Consider the following 17,580-nt stretch of genomic DNA (forward strand, 5'->3'; position numbering starts at 1 on the left):
CTTTAGATATTTGGCTCCAGACGCCGGCGTTGTCGCCTCAAGCATGCATGTAGGTCTATCCGCCGACTGGGTAGACTTGCTGTCGGGTGACGCCAAGCCGACCGTTGCCGTTCAGCTCGATGACCCTCATTATCGGATTCGTTGCTGCTTCCGATCCAACGGCATCAAATTTCTCGACCATGTGACGAGCTAGGCTTCGGCTCGCGGTTGTGATGACCAACCGAGTCCGCCCACCGCTTTCTGCGGCGACTGCGCGAAAAACGTCCATCAACCCCACGCGGTTAAGGTCGTCCAAATGAGCGACAGGCTCGTCCAGGAAGAAGGTTCCCCCGAGCCCTCTGGCCCGCGCAAGAAACAGAGCCAGGGCTAAGTCCTGACGCTGGCCCTGACTGAAGTCACGGCCTGGATCGAGTTGCGCGGCACCAGCGTCCGCGAACCAGTGCAGGAAAGATTCGGTTTGACCAAGATCGATTCGATCGACAATTCGATTGGCGTGCATGCGCAGGAACAAAGCGTTGACAACGCGGCTCAGGCCGCCTACCTGCGCCTGACTGGTCGTGGTGTAGCTGTCGCGGAACGTAGCCCGCAGCCGGTCGGCAACATCGCTGCTAGCCTTCAGGCGAGCGAACTTCGCGTTTATCGGAGCTAGATTTGCCTCGATATTCGCGAGTCTCGTATGCTTGGCTTGCACATCCCAAGAGGCCCGTGCCGCCGCCAGCTCACTCTCGGCCGCGTCGATCTTGGCGATGACAGCCTTCACCTCGTTTCGCAACCGATCTAGCCCATTGGGCGTCCAAGCTACCTCACCCGCAGCGTTCCTCCAGAGGCGCATGATGTTCGCAAGTTCGCGCTCGGCCGAAGCCTTGTCGCGCCGGACCGCTTCAAGGGTCTTCTGCCGCACCGTCTCGGAAGTCATCCTTTCGACGAGCGCGCTCTGGGCGATTGCGAGGTTGCTGCGTGCAATGCGCTCGCGTTCTTCAAGCGCCGCTCGCCGTTTCGCCATTGTCCTCGCAAGCATGTCCTTCACTTCCCCAAGCGGCGCCGCAGAATTTAGGAACGGGGTGCCGTTCTCGCTGAGGATTGAAAGGTGCGCGATCTGCTCAGCGCTCAAGGTCGCGAGGGCGTCGGCAAGGTTCAACCTGCGCTCCGCCGAATCCAGTACACGCCGTCGTTCGGCTCCTGATAGGGGCGCTTCCATGGCCGCAAGAATCTTTCGGTCAGCATCCAGCCGTCCATCCAGCGACCGCGCCTCACGGTCTAATTCGCGAATTTGTGTTTGAATTTGCGTAGCATCGGCAACGGCCTTGCGCGCGGCGGCCGCTGAGTCAGCCGCGCTGTCCGCGATCGATCTTGCCGCTGCGACAATCGCTGGGGCGGCGCTCAGCGTACGTTGGACGGCGTCGAGAAGACTAGAGCGCTCCCGCCAGTCAAAACCGCATAGCGGGCAGTTTGCCTCGTCTTCGTGCTGATGATTGACGACGCTTCGTCCGGCCGATTGCAGTGTTGCGATCGGCCCTGCAAGTGCCTCGGCGTCGGAGCGCGCGCGCGCGACCGCAATATCGCACTTCTCGACGACTGTCTGGAGGCGCTGCATCTCCTCTGGACTCAACAGGAGGCTCGCGAGAGCGGCCCGCCGCGCAGCGAGCCGCGCTTGCTCGGCGGTAACCTCATCGACGCGCGGCTCGGCGCTGGTCGCAGCTCGGAGCTGGGCGCGTTTGGCCTCTCTGGCCCCGGCGTCCCAGCGCGTCTCGGGTGCATCGGCCATCAGCGACTCGAGGGTGGGTGGCCTGCTAGTAAGATAGGGCTCTGCGAACGCGGTTGCTCGCACCACCGCTTCAAGGCCCGCATGTAAAACATCGTACGCGCTCTGGAGCCGGCCCACCTCGGTCGCTGCGCTCTGCGCGACCGCCTCCCTCGCGCGCGCGACGTTCTCGGCCTGCTTACGTTCATCCTGAGCCTCATCTAGGGCCTTGACCGCGGCGACCTCTGAATGGCGCAGAGACGCGATCTGGGCGTCCAACTCAGTCTTGCGCGGCCAAGCCGGGCCTAACTCCTCCAGAGCCTCGGTCCGTCGATCCTGATCGTAACGTCCCTTGGCGACGGCGCCGACGGCTGCCTGTATCCGGGAGGGAACATCAGCACCGATCCCTGAAACCCCTAGATGAGCCTCGGCTGTGGCGAGACTAGCATCGGCGCTCTTCGCCTCCGACTTGGCGTCCTTGAGTTCAAGGCGCAGTTGCGACGCCTCGATGTTAAGGGCGTTCCGTTGTGTTTCAAGGTTCCGCAGAAACGGCGCGAGCTCCGCGACATACTTTTCACTTGTCTGTTCCGCGTCTCGCAGATGCCGAATCCCTAACAGATCGGCGAATACGTCCTTCCGTCGGTCCAAACTTTCAGGGCTATTGTCGACGAGAGCGGCAAGCGCTTCGCTCGTTAGGAAACGCGTGCCGCGAAGGTAGTGCTGCCTTAGGCTGATCGCACTCCTATGGTGCTTATCTGGCGCCGCCGCCGTCGGGGCGAGTATCTCCAGGACGTCACCAGGTCTCCGCGGGTTTCCAGCGCGTTGGTCGATCCAGGCGCCGGCAGACGTACGCCACATTCGATACCTTTGTTCGCCAACGCGGAGGTCGGCTTCAACCTCGGGAGTTGCGCTATCTAGGAACGCGGACTTGAGAACATCATTGCTCCATTGTCCATCACGGAGGCGCTCGACCTGTCCCGTAAGAAGCCATTCGATCGCCTCGCAGAACGTTGTCTTACCTGTCCCGTTCGGGGCGTAGACCAGCGTCACTGGCGCGGTGAAGTCAAGCTCGAGCGGCTCAGTGATCCCTCGGAAGGCTGCGATCTTGATCTTCTCAGCAATGAGCGAACCAGTCATGGGCGAATCTCTTCTGCTTCTGCGGCTCGCTTCGGCCCGGACGTCTGAATCCGGGCCCATAGGGAAGCGGCCTCACTGTCAAGCACCGGCCACGCCGGTTCGCCTGATGCGGAAGTGACCGCCTTGGGAAGGCCAAGTACCGTTACAGCGTCGAGGCGCCGCCACTCGCCATTAGTCTCAGGCCAAACCGCATGTTTGCGGCAGATCTGCGTCGACAACTCGACCGAACGCACGGCACCTAACAGCGCCTCGGTGACGGGCTGAGCGAAGGCAAGTAGAAGATATCCGTCGACCACCCTCGCATTCCGCCGCCGTTCTTCGCCGAAGAGGTAATCCGCAAACCAAGCTTCGGCCTTGCTCGCATCGATCACGAGCTGGTCCTCGCACATCGGCCAGAAGGCGACGGCGGCATAGGCGCTGCTCCAAAGCGTCACTCCGGCCGGTGCTTCCAGATCGCCCTCAATAGCGAGCCCAACCGCAGTGCAAAGCTGCTCGAGCGTCGATACGCCGTTGCTGATCCAGTCTTTCTCCATCATGCCGCCTGCGCTGCCTGAGCTAGTCGTTCGATCAAATCTGCCATACGCTGATCATCCTGAGCCGCCTCGTAGTCCACATAAAGCTCGATGAGGCGATCCAATCGGAGCAGAGCTGCGGAGCGGACGCTTCGCAGCTCGGTGATATCGCCAGCATTATCTGCCAACCCGCCGCCGAGATTGAAATGAGCTCGAGAGTCCGGTCCAGAAGCGATATTGTCTCTAGGGTGCCCTACAACCGGCCCTTCCTCGATCTGACCGTATTGGCCACCTGCGAGCACGACGAGGGGTGGATGCGTCTTCGGTTCTTCTGCCCAAGCACCTACGGCATGCCGAATCTGGCGGCCAGACAGCACGGAGTCGCACCAGACCAGAATATTCGCTCCGGTCCCCTGCAGGACTAGCTGGCCTACCTGACCCACGCCGCTACGCCACGCGAAGGCATCTGCCTCCGTAAGCAGGGTCGCCAGACTGTGCACTGCCTTAGCGAGCGCCGCACCTCTGGGGTCTTCCGCGACCTTGTCTGGAGAGCATCGGTCGTCGACGCGGACGCCGTGCAAGAGGCCAGCGAGGAGTTCGGCCGCTCTCGGCGCAGCATTGGAGTCAATGTGTTGACGAACGAAGGTGAGGCCAGCGGCGACTCGGGGACACCAGGTCTCTTCGACCGGCGCACGTCGTGTGAAGCGGGTAAGTTCGACCTGGTCGATTTCTGGCGGACGCAAGACGGGTGGCAGAATTCCTGTCGTCTCCAGTGGCGTGCCCATAGCGGCATGCCAAAAGAACTGTTCGCCAGTCGGCCCATAGGGCGGCCAGCATAGCGGCCCACCTGCTGCGTAGGGCGAGGTCAGCCGAAGAACGGCGCCCCTGACGCTCGGTGTCGCCACACCACGAGCGACGCGAAGGTTGGCCTGATTCTTTGGGATTGACGTCATACGGGCGAACGCGCCCGTCAGAGAGCGCCACGAATCCTGCGCTTCTGGCCAGACCGGCGAATCAATGGCGACGTTTGCAAGCGCCACAAGAGTGGCTCGCCCCGGCGCAATGTGATGTAGCCATGTATCGATTGCGACCGCCCAATTGGCGTTGCTGGGTTCACGTTGAACAAGAGAGCCGGTAATTAGGATCGGCTTATCTGGCGCCGCGCTATCTTGGAGGGCCGCGCGAACACGGTGCACGGCTGTCTCTTCGCCCTGCGCGAATGTCTGCACCATGTCGGCGCAAATGACCGGGAACAGGTCCAGATCATCGAACGACACCTGCAGCAGGTGGGTACCTGCTTGGATCCATTCCAAGGAGACAAGCTCGGAGGTTTGCTCCATATGATTCTTGATAAGCACCGCGCAGGTCGTATCCAGTCCAAAGCCGTGGAGCCAACACCAAGCGCCATTGATCGGCCGCGCGGGGGAGAGTTGCGCGCTATCCGGATCCCAACTCAAGCGCCGCGCCGTCTCTCCGGCCTCCGTAGCCCACGCCTGCACGTCTGCGGCGGGCGTCGCGCCGAATCCCGCGATAAGAACGATGGGGCGTTGCTGCTGTCGGATTAGCTCATCAAGCTCCGCCCAGTCCCCATGCCCGAACGAATACTCGGGTGTAACAATGATCACAGGAGACGTGCCCGGCGCAATGTCGCGCAGCACTGGTCCTGCGTGAACGCCTCCGCCCGTCAAGAGATCCTTCAGCACAGCACAGGCCGCCGGGCGCCGTTGATCATTGTTGATCTGGATGAGCGAACTTTGGGCTAGCTGCAAAACACATAGGTTCAACCGCCCACCCAAGGACCGAATCGGCGTCGGAACCGTGACCGTGGCGAGTCTAAGCATGTGGTTTATGGCGATTTCAGGCGCGGCCAGGGATTCGTATCCTTTCATTAGAATTGCGTCTTAAAGTCCAAGCGGGTCCGATTGTGCTCTAGCAGATAAGCTACAATAGAGAACTGCAAATACAACCCTTCTGGTTGAACAATGCCAAGTCACAATTAGCGCCCGCATTGCAGGTAATCGCGGTACCGGCATGCCGCAATCTCCCTCCCACTGAGCCATTGCCTCACCTTCGGGGAACAAATGGGCGGCAATGCAATTTATACAATTAAAAGCTGAACCAATGGTTAGGAAAACAACCGACTCAGTGTCGATCAAAACGACGGAATGGTTCGCGGTTGCCATGTCTACTGTTGGCACAATCAAGGCGTCCGGCCTTCCCCCGGCGACGGCAGCTTCGGTGAGGCGGCCAAGCTGCTCTCTACGGCCTACATGAAGGCGCAATCCTGTTCCTCGTTCCCGCCGAGATACCTGGAAAGCCGCTTGGAGAAAAAGGGAGCCGGAATGAGTGAACAAGACAGATTCAGCAGAAATCGTCCACCGAACTTCCAAACTCCCCGCCGATTAGTTCACAGAAGTGCTTCAAGGCACCCTGCAGGGTGTAGAACGTGTATTCGCTGCGGTGATAAAAATGAGCGTCATGGAGTGAAACATGAGCGACGGCCCAGTCCTTTATGCTGTCCCCGGCGAAACGAGTGAGAACGACCAAATCGTCGTCCCGAAGGCAATGGTCGACAATCAGGCTGGTGGAGAGCTGGTTACGCGCGAAGACGCCGCCGAACGAAAGCCTCGAGGCGTAGAGAAGGAGGGCATCGTCAGTGAACTCATCGGGACAAGCAGGGAATTCAGTTGGCACCTTCCAGCGAACTTGCACGACCAGCGGGGTCAGCGAAGGGTAAAGCAGTTCTGACTTTTCGAGCATTTATCGATCCTATTGGCACTATCGTCGTTAGGCTCAACCTTTCCTAGAACCGCTAGCCGGTAAATACTTCTCTCCGAAAGAAACGGTCGCGGTGTCACTAAATGCATATGGCCCGGACCAACGCTATTACTATCGAGTGTTGCGCATCCGACACAAAAATCCCTCGGCTTTAACGGAAAGGAGACTTGCCGACTAACCTATGATTCGCGTGGGCTCAGCGCCGACTTCATGCATACGCGCAGAATGACAGGCGAATGTCGGCCTTGTGCCCAATTCCCTCTTCAAGAATGCCCACTGATCGATTAGCGGGCGCGAGGCTGAAATAGAACCGTTTCCATCAAGGGACACTTCCGCCTTCCCAGCGTCTACCATCTGGAAGTCACACGACATCTCGCCATTGGTATGACCGGCGATCTTCGAACAGAATAGTTAGAATTCGATCGAATCCATTTCCGAGACAGAAGGACCTGCCTGCTAGACAGCAATGACAACAGAGGCTGGCGATGGCTGAGACGGCAGACAACACGACGAGCGACGACCCGGGGGCGCTGATGAAGCGAATCCTGGCGAATCGCAAATCCATTGCCAAAGCCCAGCTCGACATGATCGCCAGCATCGGCCAAATGCGCTCGACGATGAGTAACGAAGATCTGCGCAGTTTCCTGGTTGTCGAATGCGGCATCCCACGCAGCGATCTGCCGTCGATCTTCGCCTTCGAGGAGACCCTCGGATCCTTCGAGGCACTCCTGCGCAAGCGTTGCGTCCCATTCCACGTTTTGAAGGCGCTGATCGCGACCGATGCCGATACCCGTCAAGCTGCGCTTGACGCTCTTGCAGATGGAACCGATATCGATATTCCAACAGTTGCCAGGCTCCGTCGTTTGACGATCCGCCGCAAGATCGGAGCGAACGCCTATGCCGAACGGGGCCGCCAGCGCGCGATGACGGCCGCGGCATCAAAGCAGTCGCACCTCCGCGTCCATGCGCTCGGCGAGAACGTCGCCACGCTCCTTTCCGAGATTGACGAATTCACGGAGCGCTTTGTCGGGGAGCCGCCCTGCGATCCGAACGAGGATGTCGTCGACCGGTCCGAGGCATGCATTTCCGCGGCCGTTAGATTGAGATCCCACGCAAGGATCGTGCTCCGTGAATTCAAGTCGGTCTATGGCGAGGTGGAACTGCCAGGAAAGGGTGTCGCCGGCTTCAGGAATGGGTCACATCGGCACAAGCTTGCCGCCGCCCATGAATCCCTGAAACGCTTCGCCGATGGGAAGTTTGCTTGGTACGAGAAGTTCAGCGGCTTTGCCTTCGAACATGGGTATCTCTGGCAGACTGAGCTTCAGGACGCCCTCGCCTATCTGCTTCCCTGCGATCCGGAGCCGGATCCCACGTCTGATGAAAATACTGAAGCTACCAAGCCCTTGAAGTTTTTGGAAATATGCGCGGGTGCTGGCGGTCAGGCGATAGGCCTGCTCGGTGCGGGCTTCGAGCCCGCACGGCTCTACGACATGGATCTCAATGCCACCCGGACCCTGAAAACGAACTGGACGTGGCCCGTCACCCGGAAGCGCCTGGAGAAGGTTTCGGATAGGGATCTCCAACAATTCCAAGGCATCGATCTGCTTGCCGGAGGCGTGGAGTGTAGACCGTTCTCTCAGGCCGGGAAACAACTCGGAGCAAACGATAGCAGGAATCTCTTCGATGAGGCGATCCGATATGTGAAGGTCATCAGGCCTCGCGCTTTTTTCTTCGAGAATGTCGAAGGCTTCGCGGACAAGAAGTTCCTCAAATATCGCGCCAGCGTGTTTCAGCGGCTGAAGGCGCTCGACTACCGCATCGGCCTGCACAAGCTGAACGCCCGCGACTTCGGGCTTGCCCAGTCGCGCCCGCGGTTGGTGCTGGTTGGCGTGCACAAGGACGAACCCGGACTGTTCTCCCTGCCAAAGGACGGGATCACAACCACCATGGGAGAAGCCCTCGCCGACGTGATCTTTCCACATCGCGGGCTGGGTGATGCCATCTACGACCAGTGGGCGGAAAATTGGCTCGCGAATTACGGAAGCAAGGTCTCCACCACAGTCACCTCGAGCCTCTACAAGAACAAAGGCAAGATGAAGCGGAGATGGGAGAACGAACTCGGCTTCGCCATCGACCCGAAACACGTCGGTGACGGACCGGCCCCACTCGGAAGCATCGAAGACCCAACAACCCTTCCCTATTTGACCGTCGATGTTGCCCGGGTGCTACAGGGGTTCCCGCGGGCATGGAAGTTTGAAGGCAAGGCAGACCGTCAGTTCCACCAGATCGGAAACGCGTTCCCGCCGCAAATGTCGAAGGCGGTGGGTCTGGCCATCGCCCGGGCGCTCTCGGGCCGAATGCCAAATTCGATCGACGCGCCGCCGCTTGTTCCCTTCAGCGAATCCTTGATCGGCGTGAAGGGCGTGACACCAACGGGCTCGACGAGGTTCTTGCTGAACGCAATGACGATTGAGGACGTCGAGGAGTTGAGGGACAGCTACGGCACGAAGTTCCCGGACCTGCAGAAGCTAAGGGCTCAGGCAAAGAGAAACCGTCGCGCCCGAAAGCGCAACGCGCACGAATATCAGCGATCCCGGCAAAGCGACGGGCAAGTCACAGAGACTGCCGAGGCTGAGGACCTGTCCACTCCCTGAAATGTTTTCCGATTGCCCTCTGGATCTCCCACGGCGCAGGAGTCTCCATCCGCCTGACCTGCTTACCGTCTACGTGAAGCAGGCCTACGCCGCTGTATCTCCACGCAAAGCTGACCTCGCGTCCGGCGGCATCCTCAACGGTCAGCGTCTCCACGTTACCATCGGTCGATAAGGCTATCTCGGGACCATTCGGCCCGCATAGATCGCTGAACTCCTCATAGGCCACTGCCACTTCCTGCGAGACTTCCCTGTCGCTCTCATGCAGTGGGACAAGAACGACTTCCTTTAGGTAAACGCCGATTGCGTTGACAAACGAGGTCATGTCGTCACCCTCGACGTATTGTTCTTGCTCAAACTGCCTCGGAATGTACCCGAACCATCCCGCATCCCCGAACTTCACCTCTGTATGAATTTCGGCGGTAACCTGGACATCCTCCCACTCCGCGCGATCCTTGCGTGTTTCGGCTTTGCCCGGGACGTAGAGTTCGACTGGTAACCTCCAGCCGTTAGGGTCGCGCGTCCTGAACACAAGGGTCAGTCCGCCATCTCCGCGCTCTCCACGCATAACGAGATTTCTCTCCTTCAGGATATGCCCGTAGCGCTCCTTCGCCTCGATCATGATCTGCGTGAAATATCCCATGGATTCGTCCTCCCTGCTGGTGAGGGAAGAATCCGTTGCACAACCGCAAGAGACAAACCGGGTTGAAAGGATTCGTCACTCGAAGTTCCTCAATTGTTGACACGAGAACTTAAGAAGAACATTTAACGGCATGATATATCTTAATATTTTTGGTAGACGTCACGTACGCAATGTGCCTTACTACTCACGCCCGATGAGGCGCCGGAGGTACCGATGATACATATATCGATATCCGTGAAGGGTCAGGTCTGACGCTGACGCCACAGGTGCGCCCCGGCACCGCGTGAGGAAAGCTCCACGCTTCCGAACGGGCGACCTCCGAAGAATTTCACTATTTCGAACGATGCAGCCTTAGGTCGGCGGACAAGTTTCCGAGCGTCATTTAGGAATGACATTGTAGCTAATGACTGCGATGGAGTTTCACGATGTACCCAGCAAATGAAGTCATCCCCCTGCGCCTGCTGACCTCTGCCGTGGTCCTCGTCATAGCCTGATTTCCCGCCGACATTTTCGTCTGATTTCGCCTTGGCATTGCCTGCCGGGAACGCCCACCCGTGCTCTGAAGAAAGATTCGCCTATGCCGACACCAACGTGGAACAGATCCGCACGCGATCCTCCCTGAACTGACCTGCGCCGCGCGCGGCGTCTCTCCGAAGTTCAAGAAATGCCGCACTCCGGGCAACTCCGGAGATCGATGGCGCACGTCCGCACTTCACTAAGAAGGATACCCACATGAGTACTGCATCCGACATCGCCGTTCAGGTCCAGCCGACGGCTTTCACCAAGGCAGAGATCGAAATCCAGCGTGACTTTGCGCGCAAGTGCATTCGTGCGAAGCGCTTCGAAGACCTCTCATCGCGTTACATGGCGATGAAAGCCGAATGCCATCGCCGCGGGCTGCGCGCATCCGATTTTCAGACGTTCCGCAACGCGGTCCGCCTCACGCGCCTTGGCACTTGTCGCCGTGTCAATTTGCCCAAATCCTGCTTGCCTATGCAGGAGTACTATTTCGGTCTGCCGACCGAAACCGCGCTCGTCCATGAGCACGACAGTTTTCTGAATCTCTGGCGTCGTCGTTGATCGGGGAGCCAGAACAGGATGACCATCAAAACCAGCTCGATGCGCACCCGAAAACCGGATGTCCTGGACAAGAGTCTGCTCCAAGTGCTCCCCGTAGAAACGGACGAGTTCGACCTCGATCTTGTCCGCCTCCTCAAGTGGGCGGGAGTGTGGGAGGCGCTCCCGAAGAGACCGCGCCGTCACCTGAAGCGGCTGGCACCATACCAGGTCACCTTCGTGCGCAGGAAGCCAAACATGCACGACGCCATCCGATCACCGGGAACCGATGCCGCAGCCGCCGAGAACGCCAGCCGGCCGAAACGATCCGCAATCCACTCCAAAACGAGGAAGCCGCATGCTCCATGAAGAAATGACGACCTACTTCACGACTCTGGCCGACTTCCATCCTGCCGTGCTGCGTTGGTCAGGCCATGTTCTGCAGGAGCAGCCGATGCTCGCGACGACCTTCGCTGCTACGTTGAACGTAATCATTCAGCAGACCCAGTTGCTGGGAATCGACGATGAAACCGCCCACGAGCTTCTCATTTGCCTGATCGAACATGAAGCAGGACCGGCCCTGCGCCGGGTGGGGATCAGCTTGCCCATCCCCTCTCGCGACCTGTTCTCAACCCTGGCGCACTCGTTTCGTGAAGATGACGAAATCGCAAAAGTCATGCTTCGAGAGCCGTTGATGGTGGAGAAGGGTCCCGTCGGCATCATGCGTAGGTCGCTGTGGGCCGAAGGCTTGAGGGAGCCGGAGGTGTCGCTGAGGCTCGCCGGACTCCAGGCGATTGAGCCGCAAATACACTGAGCCGGCGGCTCGAAACCGCTGCCCGGTCAGCGTCACCACGCCAAACGGGGCCGTCGAGCATTTCGAAAGCGATGCCGGGGTGCACGCTTTCCGGAAAGTATTACCCGCGAGCCGGGGCCATCGCCTCTCGGACGGTCGTCGACGGAAGATCCTCACCCCATGACTCCGCGCGGGCCGCCCCGGCCCTAGCACACCCCTCCACCAGTCAGCCCTGGCCCGGCCGCGCAGCGCGGCCGGCATCGGACACCTGCGTTCAACGGAGCCTTCAATGACCCGAGTCAGACAACTCATCCGCTTCATGAAGGAGCTGGAGTCCGGCCACGACCGGACCCAAATCCCGCTTCCTTCCGAGACCGTCTTCCTCAAGCCGGACAATCCGCTTGTCTCGGGACGGATCCGGCCCTTCCCGATCGATGTCCACGATGAGGACGAGAACTATGCCGACCTCGTCAGCCTCCCATGGCTTTGGATGCCAACCGAGGAGCCGACGCCCAGCCGATGGTACCCGGCCAGAACGAAGGGCCATTCCCGCGGCACCATTACCAATCCGAAGACACGCTCGGCAATCAGCTACGCCAGTACATACGAGATGAACCTCGCCTACATGCTCTGTGCCTCCAAGCACGTCGCTAAAGTCGAGGATCAGCCCGAAGCCATCATCGTCCCCCGCGACGACGGTGACAAACAACACACCGTCGACTTCCGGGCGACGATGGCGGGCAATGGCTACCGGATCGTCGTCGGTGTACGACCATCCTGGCAGCTAGACAAGGACGACCTCCGTCACACGATCGAACGGATCAACTCCGGCTCGCTCGCGGGCTTCGCCGACGAGGCGATCATCCTGACCGAACGCGAGATCACCAACGACCGCGGGTGGAACGCAAAGAGCATCCTTCGTGCGCTCAAGGGATCGGTCGCCAACGACAATGCCTGCCTGGCGAACTACGCCTCGAAATTCGAAGGAACGGTGTCGCTCACGACGCTGACCAGCATCTTCGACGACTCCGCGGCCGCTTGGAACGCTGTCTGGTGCCTGATCCACGACGAAATCCTACTGCCCAGCCGACCCGACCTCAAGCTCGTCGATGCCCCCTTCGTCGCCTTCAACCACAACGCAGCCTGAAAGGAAAAAAATGGAAACCAACCTTCCTGCCCTCCTCTCACTACAGCACGGCGCCGTGCTGCCGGTGTTCAACCGCCTTCCCGTCAAGGCCCGCGTTCGTGATCGCGGCATCGACTATTGTGTCCTGTACTGCGACCGAAACGGTGCCGCGCTCCAGCGCATGGATGAGACCCAGGCGACAGTAACCTTCAGCCAGGCCGACATCACGGAGGCACTCAACCGTCCGGGCAGCCCGATGACGTTCGAGAAGGACTTCTACGCCGAAACGAAGGCACGCGCCCGGTTGAAAGGCGCAGACAGACTCAGCGGTCTGAACCCGAGCGACCAGGAAACGGTCCTCAAAAGAGAATACTTCGTTCGGTCCTTCTACGAGATGCGGGCCGACTACAGGGAAAAGTGCAGGCTTGCCCGCATGGATAGGATGCCGCCTCCGCCTCGCGTCAGCAAGTCGCGCGACTCCCTTCTGCGGGTGATCCCGCTCATTTCTCTGAAATGGCGCGCACACCAGTTGGCGAGCTCGCCGAAGGCGACTTACCGGACAAAGGAGAAGACCGTCACCCTCGTCGAACCGACCCCGTCCACATTGAAGAACTGGATGCAAACAATGGAAGAAAACAACTTCGATCCGGTCTTTCTCCGGAACCAGTATCGCGATGAGCGCCAAGAGTATTTCACAGCGGACGAGCTCATTCACCTTAACGCTGCGCTCGCCGCCGCCTGCTCGCGAACCGATCCCGACCTCGCAAGAATCCATGCCGACATGGTTACAGCCATGGAGGCCGAAAACAAAACGCGCGGTGCCGGCGACCAACTCAGGATTCCGTGCGAGAGCACGCTGCGCAATCGGTATGCAGATCTCCCCGAGATGAAGCGCGACCTTGCTCACGACGGCAAGGAAGCCGCCAAGCGCAAATGGCAGCCTGAGCACGGCGGCATCGACGTCGTCCGGGCGGGCGAACGCGTGGAAGTCGATGATCACGAAACCGACCTCCACACAGTACTGGCGATGATCGGTGTCTGGAAAACGATGTCGAAGACCGAGCGCGCCAAGGTCAAGCGGATCCGATTGTGGATCTCGGCGGGGATCGATGTGGCCAGCAGAGGGCTGACAGCGCTCTACGTCAGTGCTCGTCCGCCGTCTAACAAATCGGCAATGACAGTCCTGGAAATGTCGACCCGCGACAAGACCGATATCGCGCGCCGTCTCGGATGCTCAACCGCATGGATTCAGGGTGGCACTATCGAGACTATCGCGGTCGATAGCGCAGCGTACTTTGCCAACCGCTCGTTTCGGATCGCGGTGAACGACATGGGCACTGACTTGTTCCTGCCACCCGCCGGGGAAGCACCCTGGCGAGGCTTCATCGAGCGCTGGTTCCGAACCCTCTCGCACCAGATGTTCAACTATTTCAACGGACGCACGTGGGGTTCTTCTGTCGAAAAGGGCGACTACGACTCCGAAGCCGAGGCAGACATGATTGCTGATCAGGTTGCCGAGTGCCTACTCCGGTGGGCCATCGACGGGTACCACAACGCGCCACATTCCGAACTGAACGGGTCCACGCCGCAGAACCGTTGGCTGGAACTCAGCCGAGACTACGGCGTGATGCCCGGCCCGACCGGAGCGCTGCGTACGCATCTTTTTGGAACGCACATCAAGCGTACCATCTCGAAAAAGGGCATCCGGAGCGCCGGCTTGCAGTTCCAGAGCAAGGAACTTCAGAAGATTCGCCGAAGGGTCGGCAAAACTCCGGTGATTGCCCGCATCAACAATCATAACCTGGGCAGCCTCTCCGTATGGACCGAGGGCGGCTGGATCGAAGTGCCTTGCGTCCATCGGGATCTGGAGGGTGTAAGCATCTGGCAGTGGCTGGCGGCAACCGAGAAGCTCCGTTTGTTTAATGCCGAAAATGCCAAAGTATCCCGCGGCACTCTCCAGGCGACCTTCCTCTGGCTCAAAAACCAGGCGGAAATGGCTCGTCTTGAATCCGGCCTGCTCAGCCCCGTGTTAGCCGACGAGGACTACCAGCGCTTCGAGAAGAGCATGGACCGCACATTCGACGTCGTTGAGAGACCGTTCGAAGGTGAATTCCGCCCAGAGGGTGAATGGCACCCGTCCAACGAGCTGTTCGCGGCTATCGGCATTCACCCCGTTGTCTACGCCGCAAAGAAAAAGTCGGCAAAGGCTACTCGGGAAGAAGCCGACGCAGGCGAACGTCCGCAGCTCGGCACCATGCCCATGCAGCACGAGCAGGAGCAGGAGGCACATGCGCACGAGCCGAACAGGCCCGTAGACGACGAGAAGACGGTCGTTCGCCGCATCACCACCAACATCTTTGAAAACTAGGGAGATTCTCATGGAAATGTTTGACAAGAACCTCGACGCAAAGCGCAGTCAGGCAGCCATCGACCACGTCCGTGGGCTGATCGGTGACAACCGCGCAGCCATCGCAGACCGGATCGCCGAACTATACGATCACTACGTGATCCTCGATCGCGACATGCCCCTGCGAGCTGCTCTCGTGTCGTCGGTTGCAAGCGTTCTCACCCCTATCACCGGGAGGCCTGACAAGCGGAGGATCGTGGCCGTCACCGGGCGTTCCGGCGCAGGAAAGACCACGGCGCTGATGAAGCATATCGGGAGCATTCCTGCGATGCAATCCTACGTGGACGACGACGGCGTTATGATCCACCCCGTCATCATTGTCGATGCTCCGTCACCATGTACGCCTCGCCTGCTGGCTATCTCATGCCTCGAAGCGCTCGGTCATGCGCCTCCGGAAGGCATCAAGGAGAACCAGGCCTGGTTGCTGTTTCGCCGGCTGTTGAAAGTTCACAAGGTCATGTGGGTGTTCATCGATGAGGCCCAGAACGCTATCGAGACTGCCTCTGTCCGCGAGGCAACCGTTATCGGCGACGCATTCAAATCGCTGACCCAGATGCCGGATTGGCCTGTGAGATTGATCCTTGCAGGCGTGGCGCCCCTGGCAAGCTTCCTTGCGCGAAAGCAGCTCTACAATCGCCGCACCGTCGTTCCCTTCGACACCCTCGATGCAGACGGTACGACGGACCTTGTGAAAAGCATTCTGGAGACGATTGTGCAGGAACACGCTCGCATGGAAATCCGGATCAAACTTGATGACACTGTCGAAGAGGTCGACGAGGAAACGACCAAAACGCGGCAAAGGGAAAAGGGCACGTTCCTCAAGCGATTGATGCACGCCTGTGATGCCGAATTCGGGTCTGTGGTCCAGATGATCCGGGCGGCCGTCGAGTTAGCCATCTACGCAGATCGTGACCATGTCACGATCGATGACTTTGCGAAGACCTACGCCTCCTTCTCAGGTTGCCGGCCTAGCAAGAACATCTTCACCGCCGCCAACTGGGAGGAACTCGACCCCGCAACCGCTCTGCTCCGCGACGACGATCGGGTCTGGGAAGCCGAAAGGCTGAGGTCCAAGGGAAAGAATGCAACCAGATACGGAGTTCGTCCACAATGAGCAGGCTTGCCGAATTGCTTCCCTTCCACGCTGGCTATGAAACCGTCGCCAGCTATTTCTCGCGACTTGCGGCGGCATGTGGCTACGAAAACGCCCGCGCCTTCGCCTTCCACCTTCAAATTCAGTTTCAGGGCATCGTTGCCGGACGGGAGAAGGATTTGGAGACCTTCGCCGCAGTTCTGGATATGCCGAGATCGTCGCTCTCTGCGGGAGTTATTCTCGGAGACAAGTACATCTATCAAATCGCCGGTCAGGTGCTCAGCCGGCATGAGATGCAAAGGCTTCGGTTTCGTTTTTGCCCCTTCTGCGTGAGCGAAGACGAACATCGCTGCGGCGGTCGGCGAGGTTTTCGGGCATACGGACGCCTGCATTGGCACGTTTCCGCTATCCGCACCTGCAAGCGACATGGCGTTCGCCTCATCTCGAGTGCCGAGCTCGCGAAATCGCCTTTCCAACACGACTTTGCGGCCAACCTTGCAGCAGAATCTTCCAAGATTCCCAGATCCATGGCGTCTGCTGAAGCTGCGGAACCGGACAATCTTCAGACATATGTCGAGAAGAGGTTGAAAGGCGACAGGTCCGGTGCCGACTGGCTTGACTCCCTGCCGCTGTATGTCGCCATCCGCCTTTGCGAAATTGTGGGCGCATCTCTGTTGCACGGAAACCTGTTCCGCTCATCGGGATTTGGCGACCGGGAATGGTCAGAGAGCAGCGGTGCTGGATACGATCTTCTTAAAGAAGGAGAACCTGCGTTTCGCCAATACCTGGAGGCTCAGGTGAATGATTTTCACCGCGGGAAAGGTTCCGGCGGTGAGCGATCCATTTTCGGTCGTCTTTATCTAACCCTTGCCCATCGGACGACCGAAACTGCATTTGACCCGATCCGAGATATCATGCGTGATGTGGCTGTTCACAACCTCCCTCTTGGACCCGGGGATGAATTCTTCGGGCCGATTACTTCGAGAAAGTTCCACACAATCCACTCTGCCTCAAAAGCCCACGGCATTCCGTTCGAGCGCCTCAATAAACTCGTGCTGGACGTAGGATTACTCCCCAGTGGAGCAAGCGGTAGAGGCAGAAATCTCATCGAAGCCCAAGCCGTCGACCGACTTGTCACGGAAATGGCTGCAACATTTAATCAGAAAGCGGTCATTGCTAAATTGGGGGTCACGCGCAAATTAGGCCGGCAGCTCATCAACGGCGGCCTTTTGAAACCATCCTTCAAAGTGAAACAGCGACCCGGCGCCAGGATCATTCCTCGATACCCGGCCGAGCAAGTTACCACTCTACTCGCCAACCTTCGAGCCGTGGCCAACTGCACGGACATGAGCGAGCTCCACGATTTACATACTTCGATCAAGCGTTGCGGATGCACGTTCATCGAGGCAATCAATTTGATCCGCTCTGAAAAACTCTCAAAAGTTGGCTGGGACGAAAGTGAAATCGGACTTGCAGCCCTTCGAGTCGATCCAATCGAAATGCGGCTTCTGATGATGCGTCAAAACTCGATCATTTCGGATCGGCAGAGCAAGCGTTCAATGGTGGGACCTCAGCCGCATGGCAGTCCCAATCGGCAATTGTTACTGTAGACATCGAGACAATTTACGCGAATTCAAGCCGGG

13 protein-coding genes are annotated in these 17,580 nt (G+C 59.0%); 8 read left to right on the forward strand and 5 right to left on the reverse strand.

Annotated features, from left to right (window positions below):
* Window positions 1-55 precede the first annotated feature (55 nt).
* From DXT96_RS05810 to DXT96_RS05825, 4 genes are all read right to left on the reverse strand, one after another.
* Window positions 56-2,878 (reverse strand): AAA family ATPase, encoded by a 2,823-nt coding sequence (locus tag DXT96_RS05810; RefSeq protein ID WP_194287554.1) that lies wholly within the window; start codon window positions 2,876-2,878, stop codon window positions 56-58.
* Window positions 2,875-3,414, reverse strand: coding sequence for a hypothetical protein (locus DXT96_RS05815; RefSeq protein WP_153513799.1), 540 nt, complete (start codon window positions 3,412-3,414; stop codon window positions 2,875-2,877). The genes DXT96_RS05810 and DXT96_RS05815 overlap by 4 nt, the downstream gene beginning before the upstream one ends.
* Window positions 3,411-5,279, reverse strand: coding sequence for an ABC-three component system protein (locus DXT96_RS05820; protein ID WP_153513800.1), 1,869 nt, complete (start codon window positions 5,277-5,279; stop codon window positions 3,411-3,413). Before DXT96_RS05820 ends, DXT96_RS05815 begins: the two co-directional genes overlap by 4 nt.
* A 472-nt stretch (window positions 5,280-5,751) precedes the next feature.
* Entirely contained in the window at window positions 5,752-6,150 is a 399-nt protein-coding gene (locus DXT96_RS05825) for a hypothetical protein (protein WP_153513801.1), read from the reverse strand.
* 503 nt (window positions 6,151-6,653) lie between these two features.
* Between DXT96_RS05825 and DXT96_RS05830 the strand changes: the two genes are divergently transcribed.
* Window positions 6,654-8,822, forward strand: coding sequence for a DNA cytosine methyltransferase (locus DXT96_RS05830; protein WP_153513802.1), 2,169 nt, complete (start codon window positions 6,654-6,656; stop codon window positions 8,820-8,822).
* On the opposite strand, the gene DXT96_RS05835 is transcribed toward DXT96_RS05830, so the two are convergent.
* Window positions 8,782-9,462: a hypothetical protein gene (locus DXT96_RS05835; protein WP_153513803.1), complete on the reverse strand. Its 681-nt coding sequence runs from the start codon at window positions 9,460-9,462 to the stop codon at window positions 8,782-8,784. The two genes, DXT96_RS05830 and DXT96_RS05835, sit on opposite strands and share 41 nt — an antisense overlap.
* 732 nt (window positions 9,463-10,194) lie before the next feature.
* On the opposite strand from DXT96_RS05835, the gene DXT96_RS05840 reads away from it, so the two are divergent.
* The 7 genes from DXT96_RS05840 to DXT96_RS05870 all read left to right on the forward strand — a co-directional run bounded on the left by DXT96_RS05840 (window position 10,195) and on the right by DXT96_RS05870 (window position 17,547).
* Entirely contained in the window at window positions 10,195-10,542 is a 348-nt protein-coding gene (locus tag DXT96_RS05840) for a hypothetical protein (protein WP_153513804.1), read from the forward strand.
* 18 nt (window positions 10,543-10,560) lie between these two features.
* A complete protein-coding gene (locus DXT96_RS05845; protein WP_153513805.1) occupies window positions 10,561-10,887 on the forward strand; it encodes a hypothetical protein in 327 nt (108 codons plus the stop codon).
* A complete protein-coding gene (locus DXT96_RS05850; protein WP_153513806.1) occupies window positions 10,877-11,332 on the forward strand; it encodes a hypothetical protein in 456 nt (151 codons plus the stop codon). Before DXT96_RS05845 ends, DXT96_RS05850 begins: the two co-directional genes overlap by 11 nt.
* A gap of 268 nt (window positions 11,333-11,600) precedes the next feature.
* Window positions 11,601-12,458: a hypothetical protein gene (locus DXT96_RS05855; RefSeq protein ID WP_153513807.1), complete on the forward strand. Its 858-nt coding sequence runs from the start codon at window positions 11,601-11,603 to the stop codon at window positions 12,456-12,458.
* Window positions 12,459-12,468: 10 nt separating this feature from the next.
* Window positions 12,469-14,805: a Mu transposase C-terminal domain-containing protein gene (locus DXT96_RS05860; protein ID WP_194287555.1), complete on the forward strand. Its 2,337-nt coding sequence runs from the start codon at window positions 12,469-12,471 to the stop codon at window positions 14,803-14,805.
* Window positions 14,806-14,815: 10 nt separating this feature from the next.
* Window positions 14,816-15,958 (forward strand): ATP-binding protein, encoded by a 1,143-nt coding sequence (locus tag DXT96_RS05865; protein WP_153513809.1) that lies wholly within the window; start codon window positions 14,816-14,818, stop codon window positions 15,956-15,958.
* Entirely contained in the window at window positions 15,955-17,547 is a 1,593-nt protein-coding gene (locus DXT96_RS05870; protein ID WP_153513810.1) for a TniQ family protein, read from the forward strand. The genes DXT96_RS05865 and DXT96_RS05870 overlap by 4 nt, the downstream gene beginning before the upstream one ends.
* Window positions 17,548-17,580 lie beyond the last annotated feature (33 nt).

Origin of the sequence: Agrobacterium sp. ICMP 6402, from assembly GCF_009498615.1 — a bacterium.
In the GTDB taxonomy this organism is placed as follows: Bacteria; Pseudomonadota; Alphaproteobacteria; order Rhizobiales; family Rhizobiaceae; genus Agrobacterium; species Agrobacterium burrii.